At 58.2% G+C, this 12,140-nt stretch carries 10 protein-coding genes; 6 read left to right on the top strand and 4 right to left on the bottom strand.

Going from position 1 to position 12,140, the window contains the following annotated elements:
* Nucleotides 1–76 precede the first annotated feature (76 nt).
* Complete coding sequence (locus EDC52_RS02790; RefSeq protein ID WP_131863767.1) at nucleotides 77–997, top strand: dihydrodipicolinate synthase family protein; 921 nt, start codon at nucleotides 77–79, stop codon at nucleotides 995–997.
* Here the strand turns inward: EDC52_RS02790 and EDC52_RS02785 are convergent.
* Both EDC52_RS02785 and metG read right to left on the bottom strand, forming a co-directional pair.
* The gene (locus tag EDC52_RS02785) at nucleotides 945–2,147 is read right to left on the bottom strand and encodes an MFS transporter (protein WP_131863766.1); all 1,203 of its coding nucleotides are present in this window, start codon (nucleotides 2,145–2,147) and stop codon (nucleotides 945–947) included. The two genes, EDC52_RS02790 and EDC52_RS02785, sit on opposite strands and share 53 nt — an antisense overlap.
* Nucleotides 2,148–2,529: 382 nt before the next feature.
* On the bottom strand, nucleotides 2,530–4,566 hold the full coding sequence (gene metG, locus EDC52_RS02780) for a methionine--tRNA ligase (RefSeq protein WP_131863764.1): 2,037 nt from the start codon (nucleotides 4,564–4,566) through the stop codon (nucleotides 2,530–2,532).
* Nucleotides 4,567–4,707: 141 nt separating this feature from the next.
* Between metG and apbC the strand changes: the two genes are divergently transcribed.
* Together apbC and EDC52_RS02770 are read left to right on the top strand one after the other, a co-directional pair.
* Complete coding sequence (apbC, locus tag EDC52_RS02775; RefSeq protein ID WP_131863763.1) at nucleotides 4,708–5,820, top strand: iron-sulfur cluster carrier protein ApbC; 1,113 nt, start codon at nucleotides 4,708–4,710, stop codon at nucleotides 5,818–5,820.
* Nucleotides 5,821–5,852: 32 nt separating this feature from the next.
* Nucleotides 5,853–6,035, top strand: a complete 183-nt coding sequence (locus EDC52_RS02770; RefSeq protein WP_131863761.1) for a hypothetical protein — start codon at nucleotides 5,853–5,855, stop codon at nucleotides 6,033–6,035.
* Here EDC52_RS02770 and EDC52_RS02765 read toward each other — a convergent pair.
* Nucleotides 6,032–6,709, bottom strand: coding sequence for a phosphatase PAP2 family protein (locus EDC52_RS02765; RefSeq protein ID WP_131863759.1), 678 nt, complete (start codon nucleotides 6,707–6,709; stop codon nucleotides 6,032–6,034). The two genes, EDC52_RS02770 and EDC52_RS02765, sit on opposite strands and share 4 nt — an antisense overlap.
* A gap of 252 nt (nucleotides 6,710–6,961) precedes the next feature.
* Here EDC52_RS02765 and udk point away from each other — a divergent pair, with 252 nt between their 5' ends.
* The 3 genes from udk (at nucleotide 6,962) to asmA (ending at nucleotide 10,162) form a co-directional block, all read left to right on the top strand.
* On the top strand, nucleotides 6,962–7,603 hold the full coding sequence (gene udk, locus EDC52_RS02760) for a uridine kinase (protein WP_131863757.1): 642 nt from the start codon (nucleotides 6,962–6,964) through the stop codon (nucleotides 7,601–7,603).
* Between the two features lie 99 nt (nucleotides 7,604–7,702).
* Nucleotides 7,703–8,284 (top strand): dCTP deaminase, encoded by a 582-nt coding sequence (gene dcd, locus EDC52_RS02755; RefSeq protein ID WP_131863755.1) that lies wholly within the window; start codon nucleotides 7,703–7,705, stop codon nucleotides 8,282–8,284.
* Between the two features lie 42 nt (nucleotides 8,285–8,326).
* On the top strand, nucleotides 8,327–10,162 hold the full coding sequence (gene asmA / locus EDC52_RS02750) for an outer membrane assembly protein AsmA (protein WP_131863753.1): 1,836 nt from the start codon (nucleotides 8,327–8,329) through the stop codon (nucleotides 10,160–10,162).
* Between the two features lie 117 nt (nucleotides 10,163–10,279).
* Here the strand turns inward: asmA and EDC52_RS02745 are convergent, their stop codons facing one another.
* Nucleotides 10,280–11,863, bottom strand: a complete 1,584-nt coding sequence (locus EDC52_RS02745; RefSeq protein ID WP_131863751.1) for a TerC family protein — start codon at nucleotides 11,861–11,863, stop codon at nucleotides 10,280–10,282.
* Nucleotides 11,864–12,140: the final 277 nt, after the last annotated feature.

Below are 12,140 nucleotides of genomic sequence, written 5' to 3'. Positions count from 1 at the left end.
CATTAATAACGCGGGGAATGAGTTAACAAGAGAACTATAATGTCAGCAATCTTGCTAGCCCTCCAAGGAGACCGTCATGGCGGTACGTTTCAAAGGTATTATTCCCCCGGTTCCGACGCTGGTTGATGAAAATGAACGGCTGGATGAGCAGAGTATGGCCAATCTGCTCGACAGCCTGATCGCTTCCGATGTCGACGGCCTGTTTTTCCTCGGCAGCGCCGGCGAATTCGCCCATATGTCCGAAGCCCTGCGCTTTCGCACCGCCGAATTCTGCGTCAAGTATGTCGACGGGCGCAAACCGGTGCTGATAGGCATCGCCCACTCCGGCACCCGGGAGACTATTCGTTACGGGCTGCATGCACAGAGCATCGGCGCCGACGGGGTAGTGGCGGTGAATCCGTTTTATAACCCGCTGAGCGATGAGAACCTGTACCTGCACTATCGCCATCTGGCCGAAGCCCTGGAGCTGCCGGTACTGCTGTATAATTTCCCGGCGTTGACCGGCCAGTCGATCCCGGTCGGCATCATTCGCCGCCTGGCGGAGGATTGCCCCACTATCGTCGGCCTGAAAGACACGGTAGACACGCTGAGCCATATCCGCGAAACCCTGCATGCGGTCAAACCGGTCAGGCCCGATTTTGCGGTATTCGCCGGTTATGATGAATATCTGTTCGGCACGCTTATCCTCGGGGGCGACGGCTGCATTCCGGCCAGCGCCAATTTTGCCCCTGAACTGACCTGCGGCATCTATCGGGCCTGGCAGCAACAGGATTATGCCCGCATTATCGAGCTGCAGCAGCGCCTGTCGTTGATTCCTGCGCTGTATAATTACGATTTGCCGTTTTATAACGTGATTAAATACGCCATCCAGCAAACCGGCGTCGATATCCAGGTCAACTCGCTGTGGCCGGCGGGCGGGTTGACCGAGGATCTGAAACAGCGCATCACCGCGGTGTTGCAACAGTGCGGTAGCCTCGCCAAAACAGACCAAGGCTGAGCAGCGTCGCCAGCATCAGCACTGGAAACAGGGTGACTGACGCCGTCCAGGTCAGCAGCAACCCGGTAAGCACCGGGTTGACTGCGCCGCCCAGATTGGCCAGATTCTGCATGCCGTAATAGCTGCCTTTCAGGTGGGCCGGGGCAATATAATCGATAAACAGATACTCGACCGGCGTAACGATAATTTCACCCAGCGAGAAGATGGCGACGGCCAGCACCCATACCGGCAGGCTGTGGCCGGCCACGGTGAAGCCGGCCAGGCCCAGCAGGAAGAACAGGCTGCCCACCACCAGCCAGGGCATCAGGTTGGCCCGGGTAATGTGCCGGCTTACCAGATACTGTAGCGTGATGACAATGCCGGCATTAACCGGCAAAATGATGCCGACCACCCGGTAGGCATAGTCCGCATCGAATGCCACCATCAAAAACTGCGATATGCAGGCGGCAAACTGCCCATAGACCAGGCACCCCAGCGTTCCTCCCAGCGTAAAATACACCAGGCAGCGATCGCGCCCCAGGATGCCGAGGGTCTGACGGAAATTCGGCTGATGGGAGACCGCCGGTGCCGGGGCGTCCTGGTGCCGGGGCGGCTGGCCATAGCTCGCCAGCCGCAACCCCAGCCCCAGGGTCGCCGCCACGCCGACCGCCCCGGCCAGATAGAATGGCGCTGCCGGATTATGCGCTGACAGCAATACGCTCAGCGGCGGGCCCACCGCCCAGCCGACATTTACCAGGGTATAGTTCAGCGAGAACGCCCGGATGCGTTGGTGCAGCGGCAGCCAGTCGGCGATGCAGGCCTTGAGGGTGATGCTGAACAGCGCATAGGCGGAATTCACCAGCGCCATCAGAATAATCAGTTCCGGCACCGTCTTGCCGAGTGGCAGCAGAAAGAAGCTCAGGGAAAAAACACTCATCGAGCAGACGATCAGCGTTTTCTTGCTGAACCTGTCGACCAGATAGCCGCCATACAGGCTGAATGCCAGGCCCAATGCCAGGCTGACGCCCAGCAGCAGCCCGATGCTGTCCGGGGCCATGCCGCGGCTTTGCGAGAGATAGATTGCCAGGAACGGCAAGGTCAGCCCGCGGCAGATGGTCAATACCAGTGAGGTAAGCAGTAATGCGCTGATAAACGGTGGGAATCCTTTCATACCGGGAAAATGTTATGCCTGAAAAAAAGAGTGAAGTTAATTCACCATAAAGTATTTATTGGCCAAAAGGTAGGCCATCGCCATGAAAAGGCCAAAATGTGGCAACTGTTGCGTTTACCGTTGAATAACAGGGCCAGCAGGGGACAACGTGGCGTTGTACAGTCAAAAATAAGGGGGTGGCAAAACGACAACTGCAGCTAGCTGTAAGCGTGAGGTGGCAAAACGAACTGTAGCCAGCTGTAAGCGTGAGGCGGCAAAACGACAACTGTAGCCAGCTGTAAGCGTGAGGTGGCAAAACGACAACTGCAGCCAGCTGTAAGCGCGAGCAAGCGACGGCAGCCTGACCCGTCCCTGCGCCAGAAGCGCAAGGACCAGGCCGGTGTTATTTCACCTGCATGCCGGGCAGGGCGCCGGCATCCGGGCTCAGCAGGAAGATATCACTGCCGCCGGGGCCGGCGGCCATCACCATGCCTTCAGAGATACCGAAACGCATTTTACGCGCCGCCAGGTTGGCGACCATAATGGTCAGGCGTCCTTCCAGCGCTTCCGGATCCGGATAAGCGGCGCGGATACCGGAGAACACCTGGCGGGTTTCGCCGCCCAAGTCCAGCGTCAGCTTAAGCAGTTTATCCGACCCCTCAACCCGCTCAGCGCGTTTAATCAGCGCCACCCGCATATCGACTTTGGCGAAATCATCAAAGCTGATGGTCTCCTGAATCGGTGCCTCGGCCAGGGCGCCGACCGCCGCCGGTTTGGCATTGGCGGCGGCCGCTTCTTCTTTGGACGCATTGACCATGGCGTCAATCTGGCTCATTTCAATGCGACTGAACAGGGATTTAAAGGCATTGATCGGCTGGTCGCGCAGCGGTGTGGCGATACCATCCCAGGCCAGGGTCAAGCCAAGGAAGGCTTCAGCCCGTTCGGTCAGTGACGGCAGCACCGGCTTGAGGTAGGTCATCAGCACGCGGAACAGATTGATGCCCATCGAGCAGATGGCCTGCAGATCCTGCTCGCGCCCTTCCTGTTTGGCCACCACCCAGGGTGCTTGCTCATCCACATAGCGATTGGCCAGATCCGCCAATGCCATGATTTCACGGATGGCGCGGCCGGACTCACGGGCAGTATAGGCTTCGCCAATCGATACCCCGGCATCGACAAAGGTCTGATACAGCGCTGGATCCGCAATCTCGGTGGCCAGGCGTCCTTCAAAGCGCTTGGCGATAAAGCCGGCATTGCGCGACGCCAGGTTGACCACCTTGTTGACGATATCGGCATTGACCCGCTGCAGGAAATCTTCCAGATTCAAGTCGATATCATCGATCCGCGAGGACAGCTTGGCGGCATAGTAGTAACGCAGGCAATCCGCATCCAGGTGTTTCAGGTAGGTGCTGGCCTTGATAAAGGTGCCGCGCGACTTGGACATCTTGGCGCCGTTCACCGTCACATAACCGTGGACAAACAGATTGGTCGGTTTACGGAAGTTGCTGCCTTCAAGCATCGCCGGCCAGAACAGGCTGTGGAAATAGACGATGTCCTTGCCGATAAAGTGATACAGGTCGGCTGTGGAATCAACCGACCAGAAATCGTCGAAGTTCAGATCGCCCCGCTTGTCGCACAGGTTTTTAAACGACCCCATATAGCCGATAGGCGCATCCAGCCAGACATAAAAATACTTGCCCGGCGCATCAGGCACCTCAAAACCGAAATACGGCGCATCGCGTGAGATATCCCACTGCTGCAGACCGGACTCGAACCATTCCTGCATTTTATTGGCAACCTGTTCCTGCAGGGCGCCGGACCGGGTCCAGGCGCGCAGCATGTCGCTGAACGCCGGCAGATCGAAGAAGAAATGCTCTGAATCACGCAACACTGGCGTGGCGCCCGATACCGCTGATTTCGGGTCCAGCAGATCGGTCGGGTTGTAGGTGGCGCCGCACACTTCACAGTTATCGCCGTACTGGTCCGGAGATTTACACTTCGGACAGCTGCCTTTGACAAAACGGTCCGGCAGGAACATGCCTTTTTCCGGATCGTAAAGCTGGGAAATGGTGCGGTTCTTGATAAAGCCGTTCTCTTTCAACCGACGGTAAATCAGCGTCGACAGTTGGCGGTTTTCTTCACCGTGCGTGGAATGATAGTTATCGTAGCTGACGCCGAAACCGGCAAAATCCTGCTGATGCTCCAGATTTATTTCAGCAATCATTGCCTCCGGCGCCACGCCCAACTGCTGCGCTTTAAGCATGATCGGGGTGCCGTGGGCGTCATCGGCACAAATGAAATAAGCCTGATTGCCGCGCATTCGCTGATAACGGACCCAGATATCTGCCTGGATATGCTCCAGCATATGACCGAGATGGATAGGACCGTTAGCGTAAGGTAACGCACAGGTTACCAACATTTTCTTCGCGACTTGAGTCATGGTAGGAATTTGCTTTTGTTGATGGGATAAAGGAATGCCGATGTTAACCGATAGGGCTACCTTACGTAAACAAGCTCAGGGAGTTCTGTTATGCTATGCCAAACGGTAAGCACGCGATTAGACCACTTTTAAGGAGCCGGGATGACTGCTTCCTCCCCTGAAAATACCACCCCAGATAAACTCAGCGCCCAGGTGACCCGGGTGCTGGCGGGCTTCAAACACCCCACGCTGAAACGCGACCTGGTGGTGCTGAAGGCCCTGCACCACTGCGCCCTGCTGGATGGCACGCTGTATATTGAACTGACCCTGCCCTTCGCCTGGCAGAGCGCGTTTTCCGAACTTAAGGAAAGCCAGAGCGCCGAACTGCTGCGCCTCACCGGCGCCAACGCCATCAACTGGTCGCTGAACCACAATATCGCCACCCTGAAAAGGGTCAAAGACCTGCCCGGCATTAACGGGGTACGCAACCTGATTGCGGTCAGCTCCGGCAAGGGCGGGGTCGGCAAGTCCAGCACCGCGGTCAATCTGGCGCTGGCGCTGGCGGCAGAAGGCGGCCGGGTAGGGCTGCTGGATGCCGATATCTATGGCCCGTCGATCCCGACCATGCTCGGCACCACCCATGAGCGGCCCACCTCGCCGGACGGCCAGCATATGGCGCCGATCATGGCCCATGGCCTGGCGACCAACTCCATCGGCTATATGGTCACCGAAGACAATGCCATGGTCTGGCGTGGCCCGATGGCCAGCAAAGCGCTGCTGCAGCTGCTGCAGGACACCCTGTGGCCAGAACTGGATTATCTGGTGCTGGATATGCCCCCGGGTACCGGTGATATCCAGCTGACGCTGGCCCAGAGCATCCCGGTAACCGGTGCGCTGGTGGTCACCACCCCGCAGGACATCGCCCTCGCCGATGCCCGCAAAGGCATTGTGATGTTTGAAAAGGTCGGTGTGCCGGTGCTGGGCATTGTCGAGAACATGAGCGTGCATATCTGCAGCCACTGCGGCCATTTGGAAGAAATCTTCGGCAGCGGCGGCGCCGAGAAGCTGGCGGCCCAGTTCGGCTGCGCGCTACTGGGACAGCTGCCGCTGCATATCAGCCTGCGCGAAGATCTGGACCGCGGCGAACCGACGGTAGTCAGCCGGCCGGACAGTGAATTTACCGATATCTACCGCCAACTGGCCGGTCAGGTCGCGGCCCAGCTTTACTGGCAAGGCGAAGTGATCCCGACCGGGATCGCCATCAAGGCGCTGTAACACCCGCAGCCGGTAAGCGTCACCGTGAGACCATGCAGGGTCCTGCTGGCGCGGTCAACGGCCCTGCACGCCCGGCCGGAGCCACACCGCGGGCCGCCTGGCTGACCATCGCCAGCGGCTCAGTCAGCTACTCGCTGACCATCGCCAGCGGCTCAGTCAGCTGCTCGCTGACCATCGTCAGCGGCTCAGTCAGCTGCTCATCGGGGCAGATTTAATGCTGGACGGGCCGGGCATCAGTTGCCGGCTGCACCGCCAGATGCTTGGCCGGTAGGTTACGGTGCAGATCGGCCCGGGTATAGGGCCGTTTAACCTGGGCTACCGCCACCGCAATCTGTTCCAGCAGGCCTTGGGTAGGGGCTTTCTTGCCCTGCACGATAAGCAGCAGCGGCAAGACCAGAATGGCGCTCATCTGCGAGTAGGTAAGCGGGCGGATAGGGGTGTGGCGGGTGTACTGCATCAGCAGGAATGAAGTGCTGATGGTGTAGCCCAGCGTCAGGCCGGCGATCACTTCCGAAACCGAATGGGCATGCAGCACCAGCCTGGAAAAACCAATCACCAGCGCCAGCAGGTAGCCGCCGGCCACCGCCGTCAGACGCCAGCCGAACGAGGCCCGGCTGCACAGGATCCAGATAAGCACCGGCCAGATACTGGCCGACAGCGCCGAATGCCCGCTGAAGCCGGTGAAATCATAATGCCGGCTGCCGATACCCCAGCCCATGAACGCCAGTTTGGACACGCTGACCATTGCGCCGGCGGCGGCGAACAGCAGCAGCCACTGCCAGCAGGCGCGACGGGTATCCGCTTTCCATAATAACAAAATGACAATCAATACTGCGCAGGGCAGCAGCAACATACTGTCGCCAAAAAAAGTCAGCCAATGCCAATCCATTCACTCTCGCTCGTCTACCAAGGGACAGGAAAATACCGGGAATTATGCTTCACCTTACGCAATTACCCGCTTCAGCTCCAGCGTGAATCGTCTTAAAAATGTGATCTAAGTCGCTGCAATCAGCGGATTCAGACACTAAGTACGACAACATTATGTGCTAATGCTGGTGTCATCAGCGCCGGGCCTTTATAATCGCCGCCAACTCTGCGCTGCGCGCACACCTTTCCCCCTCTATCCCAGGCCATTGATAGTATGAGTGATAAACCCCACCAGTGTGTCATTATCGGTATTGCCGGCGCCTCTGCCTCAGGTAAAAGCCTGATTGCCAGTACCCTCTACAAAGAATTATGCGAACAGGTCGGCGACGAGCATATCGGTATTATCCCGGAAGACAGTTATTACCAGGATCAAAGCCACCTGACCATGAGCGAGCGGATCAAAACCAACTATGATCATCCCAGCGCCATGGATCACAGCCTGCTGTTTGCCCACATTGAGCAGTTAAAAGCCGGTCAGGCCATCGAAATGCCGGTCTATAGTTATGTAGAACATACCCGGCGCAGTGAAACCGTGCATATCGAACCCAAAAAAGTGATTATCCTCGAGGGCATCCTGCTGCTGACCGATATCCGCCTGCGCGAGGCAATGCACTTCTCGATCTTCGTCGATACCCCGCTGGATATCTGCCTGATGCGACGGATGAAGCGTGATGTCAACGAGCGCGGTCGCTCCATGGACTCGGTAATGGCCCAGTATCAGAAAACCGTCCGGCCGATGTTTCTGCAATTTATCGAGCCTTCCAAGCAATATGCCGACATAATCGTTCCCCGAGGCGGCAAGAACCGCATCGCCATTGATATTCTCAAGGCCAAGATAAGCCAGTTTTTTGAATGACCGCCCCGGTGCCGGCGATGATGGCCGCATCAGTGCCGGCGATGATGAGTAAGGGTTTGGACGGCAGGGCCTATAATAATTTAAAGGGAGGAACCTCAGATGAGATTATGCGACCGCGACATTGAACGCTGGCTGGACCAAGGCAAGCTGGACATTACCCCCCGCCCACCGGTGGAAAGGATCAATGGGGCAACGGTCGACGTGCGCCTGGGCAACCAGTTCCGGGTGTTCCGTGGCCACACCGCGGCCTTTATCGACTTGAGCGGTCCCAAGGAAGAAGTCGCCGCCTCACTCGACCGGGTGATGAGCGACGAAATCGTGCTGCCCGAAGGCGAAGCCTTCTACCTGCACCCGGCCGAACTGGCGCTGGCGGTAACCCTGGAGTCGGTTACGCTGCCCGACAACCTGGTCGGATGGCTCGACGGCCGCTCCTCGCTGGCAAGGCTGGGACTGATGGTACACGTCACCGCCCACCGTATCGATCCTGGCTGGCAGGGCAGGATTGTGCTGGAGTTCTATAATTCCGGTAAGCTGCCGCTGGCGCTGCGTCCGGGCATGCTTATCGGCGCGTTGAGCTTCGAGCCGCTGAGCGGGCCGGCCGCCAGGCCGTATAATCGCCGCGAAGATGCCAAATACCGTAATCAGCAGGGTGCGGTCGCCAGCCGCATCGATAAGGACTAACCTGTCTGTCAAGCGTGACAGATCGGCGCAGATGAGGATCGCATGAGAAGATTACTGACAACGTTGTTTATTTTGCTGGTGGTACTGGTTGCCGGGGTAGCCGCATTGGTGGCGCTGATTAACCCGAATGATTTTCGCAACTACATGGTGACCAAGGTAGAACAACGAAGCGGTTATCAACTGCGTATCGATGGCCCGCTGCGCTGGCACGCCTGGCCGCAGCTGAGCATCCTGGCCGGCCGCATGACGCTGACCGCACCGGGCGCCAAGACCGCGGTGGTCAGCGCCGAGAATATGCGCCTGGATGTGGCCCTGCTGCCGCTGCTGTCCCATCAACTCTTGGTCAAGCAGGTAATGCTCAAAGGGGCGGTAATCAACCTGACGCCGGACAGCGAAAAGCAGCGGCCGAAGAATGCGCCCATCGCGCCGGCCGGCCAGCCTGAATCGGTAAACGACAGCGAATGGTCGTGGGATATCGCCAATCTGCAGGTGGCCGACAGCCTGGTTATCTGGCAGCGGGATGCCAATGAGCAGATTAACCTGCGCGACGTCAATCTCAGCATGGAACAGCATGGCAACAGCCAGGCCAATATCGACTTCTCCAGCCGCATCAGCCGGGATCAGCGCGATGTGCAATTGGCAGTGAGCGGCAAAGCGGATATCAGCCAGTTCCCGCGCCAGCTTTCCGCTGAACTGGATAAATTCAGTTATCAGCTGCACGGGGTTGGACTGCCGGAAAGCGGTATCAGTGGCGAGGGCAGCCTGAGCGTCGCCTATTCCCGCGCCGACCAGCAACTGGCCATCAGCCAATTGCGCCTGAGCGCCAATGACAGCAGCCTGACCGGTTCAGCCAGCGCCGATCTCGGTAATGATCGGCCGCAATACCGGTTGGACCTGCATGCCCAAACCTTGAATCTGGATGCGCTGACCGGCTTCACGGCGGTCACCGACGACGATGACACGCCGTCCGCACCGCGTCCGGCCACTGCCCGGCCGGTGATTGCCGAACGGATAAATCCGCCCCCGGCCCTACATGAATTCAACGGTCAACTGACCCTGGCGGCCGATAACGTTATCTATCGCGGCCTGGCGATAAGCGGCCTCCAGCTGCAGGCAGACAACCAGGGCGGCCGCCTGGCGCTCACTACCCTACACGGCAAGCTGGGGGAGGGGGAATTCAGCCTGCCGGGCGTCATAGACCTCACCGGCAGCCAGCCCTGGTTCCAGCTGCAGGCCACGCTCAAGCGCATCGCCCTGGCGCCGCTGCTGCAGGCTTTTGCGCTGCCCCAGACCCTGACCGGCCTGCTGTCGGCCCAAGGGACGCTGAGCGGCCACAGGCTGACGGCAGCAGACTTCAGACAGCATTGGCAGGGCAAGGCCGACCTGGCGCTGGACCGTGCCCGGCTGGATGGTCTCAATATCCAGCAGCTTATCCAACGCGCCGTGGCCCGCAACAGCGGCAATATCGACGCCGACCAGCGAACCGAGCGCTACACCGAGGTCGAGCAGCTTACCGCTGCCGCCACCCTGCAGAACGGCAAGCTGACATTGGCCAACCTGGCCGGCAGCTCCGATCTGCTGTCGCTTAACGGCAGCGGGGACTTGGACTTACTCGGCCGCCAGTGCGAGGTGAGCCTGAATATCCGGGTGCTCAAAGGCTGGAAGGGCGATGCGGCGCTGATTGAGGCGCTGACCAGCACCGACATTCCGCTGAAGATCTATGGCCCCTGGGCCAGCCTCAGCTATCAGCTGCGGGTAGACCAGGTGCTGCGCAACCGGCTGCAGGATGAACTTAAACGCCGGCTGAACGAATGGAAGCGGAAGAACCCGGATTCGTCGCAGAACAAAAACGTCGGCGAGCTGATCGAGAAACTCTGACCGTCAGCTTCTGACCGTCAGCTATCGTCGCGTTCAGCGATCGTCGTTCGGGTATCGCCGTTCAGCTACCGCCGCCTAGCTATCGCCGCCTAGCTATCGTCACTTAGCTATCATCGCCTAGCTATCGTAGCTTGCTTCCGGCTCTTCAAGGGGTTTTACCAGCACCTTGAGGATGCGGTGGCTTTCCACTTCCAGGATCTCAAACAGATAATCGCTGATTTTCAGTATCGACCCCTGTTCGGGAACCGCCTGGGAGTGCTCCATCAGCAGGCCGGCCAGGGTATGATATTCACGGCGGTCATCCAGCGGGATATCGATATAGCTTACCAGGTCTTCCAGCGGCATATAGCCGTTGACCGTCAGGGTGCCGTCATCATTCTGCTGGATATCATGGCGGGCATCGACCTCTTCATTCTCCAGCGGCAGATTGCCGGCAATGGTCTCCATCACATCACTGAGGGTCATGATCCCTTCAATGGAACCAAACTCATCGACGATAAAGGCAAAATGGGTGCGGGCCTCTCTGAACTGTTCCAGGGCCAACAGCAGCGACAGCTGCTCAGGGAACACCAGCGGCTGACGAATCAGGCTGCGGATATCCAGCGGCTGGTTCCGCAACTGCTGGGCCAGCAAGTCAATAACATGCACCACGCCTAACGGCTCATTGCTGGTGGGATCATCGGTCACCACCAGCCGGGTGTGCTTGTTGTTCTCCAGCAACGGCAGGATGTCCTCCAACGGGTCGCCAAGATCAATATGCTCGATATCATGGCGTGAGGTCATCACGCTGCTGACGGTACGCTGGGCCATGCCCAGCACCCGCTCGATCATCCGCCGTTCCTGATCATTGAACACATCCTGGCGGTCGGTACTGTCGGCAACCAGCGACGCCGTCTGGCTATCCAGCTCGGCATCTTCGTGTTTGCCGCTTAGAAGCTTAAGCACCGCGGCGGCGGTGCGCTGACGCAGCGGCACCGATGACGACAGGAACCGCTTGCGATTGAACTGGGCCAGCTGGTTAAGCGCTTCTATCGCTACCGAGAAGCCGATGGCCGCATACAGATAGCCTTTGGGAATATGATAGCCAAAGCTGTCGGCCACCAGACTGAAGCCAATCATCAGCAGGAAGCTCAGGCACAGAATGACAATGGTCGGGTGGGCATTAACAAATCGCGTCAGCGGCTTGCTGGACAGCATCATCAGCGCAATGGCGATAATCACCGCCGCCATCATCACCGCCAGGTGATCGACCATACCGACGGCGGTCACCACCGAATCCAGCGAGAACACCGCATCCAGGATCACAATCTGCGCCACCACCGGCCAGAAACGCGCCCCCTTGCGCTGGTTTTGCTGCTGTTCATCCTTGCCCTCCAGGCGCTCGTTAAGCTCCATGGTGGCCTTGAACAGCAGGAATACCCCTCCTACCAGCATAATCACATCCCGGGCGCTAAAGGCATGCCCCAGGGCGGTAAACAGCGGAGCGGTGAGAGAGGCCAGCCAGGACATCGAGGCCAGCAGCAGCAGACGCATTACCAGCGCTAATGTCAGGCCGACGATGCGGGCGCGGTCTCGTTCTTTGGGAGGGAGTTTTTCGGCCAGGATGGCGATAAAGACAAGATTATCAATGCCTAACACCAGTTCCAGCACGATGAGTGTTGCCAGACCTGCCCAAATTGTTGGATCGGCGATCCATTCCATGCTAATTATTGACCTTGTATGAATGTGTGCTTGTGGGGGGAATGATGGGAGATCTGGGGAGGGAATTCAAGAAAACAGTAAAAGTGAAGCATATCCAGCAGAACCGGGCTAGCTATTATATCTTCGGTTCAACGAAGACTAATAGATCTTGAGATTGATGTAATTGGTCTGATCGTTTGCGGATGCTAAAGCCAAGTGGGTCCAGTAAAAGTGTTGTAATTCAGATAGTTATGGTTATGTATACTGTGTGTAAACTACATAAATATAGTTTTAAATG

The sequence above is a fragment of the Biostraticola tofi genome (assembly GCF_004343195.1).
In the GTDB taxonomy this organism is placed as follows: Bacteria; Pseudomonadota; Gammaproteobacteria; order Enterobacterales; family Enterobacteriaceae; genus Biostraticola; species Biostraticola tofi.
The sequence above is the reverse complement of the archived record's forward strand: the minus strand, read 5'-3'. Positions and strand labels throughout refer to the sequence as shown.

Bases quoted from the DNA above. Each gene is read 5' to 3' on its own strand.
- EDC52_RS02790 (WP_131863767.1), top strand. From the start codon at position 77: ATGGCGGTACGTTTCAAAGGTATTATTCCCCCGGTTCCGACGCTGGTT.
- EDC52_RS02785 (WP_131863766.1), bottom strand. From the start codon at position 2,147: ATGAAAGGATTCCCACCGTTTATCAGCGCATTACTGCTTACCTCACTG.
- metG (WP_131863764.1), bottom strand. From the start codon at position 4,566: ATGACTCAAGTCGCGAAGAAAATGTTGGTAACCTGTGCGTTACCTTAC.
- apbC (WP_131863763.1), top strand. From the start codon at position 4,708: ATGACTGCTTCCTCCCCTGAAAATACCACCCCAGATAAACTCAGCGCC.
- EDC52_RS02770 (WP_131863761.1), top strand. From the start codon at position 5,853: ATGCAGGGTCCTGCTGGCGCGGTCAACGGCCCTGCACGCCCGGCCGGA.
- EDC52_RS02765 (WP_131863759.1), bottom strand. From the start codon at position 6,709: ATGGATTGGCATTGGCTGACTTTTTTTGGCGACAGTATGTTGCTGCTG.
- udk (WP_131863757.1), top strand. From the start codon at position 6,962: ATGAGTGATAAACCCCACCAGTGTGTCATTATCGGTATTGCCGGCGCC.
- dcd (WP_131863755.1), top strand. From the start codon at position 7,703: ATGAGATTATGCGACCGCGACATTGAACGCTGGCTGGACCAAGGCAAG.
- asmA (WP_131863753.1), top strand. From the start codon at position 8,327: ATGAGAAGATTACTGACAACGTTGTTTATTTTGCTGGTGGTACTGGTT.
- EDC52_RS02745 (WP_131863751.1), bottom strand. From the start codon at position 11,863: ATGGAATGGATCGCCGATCCAACAATTTGGGCAGGTCTGGCAACACTC.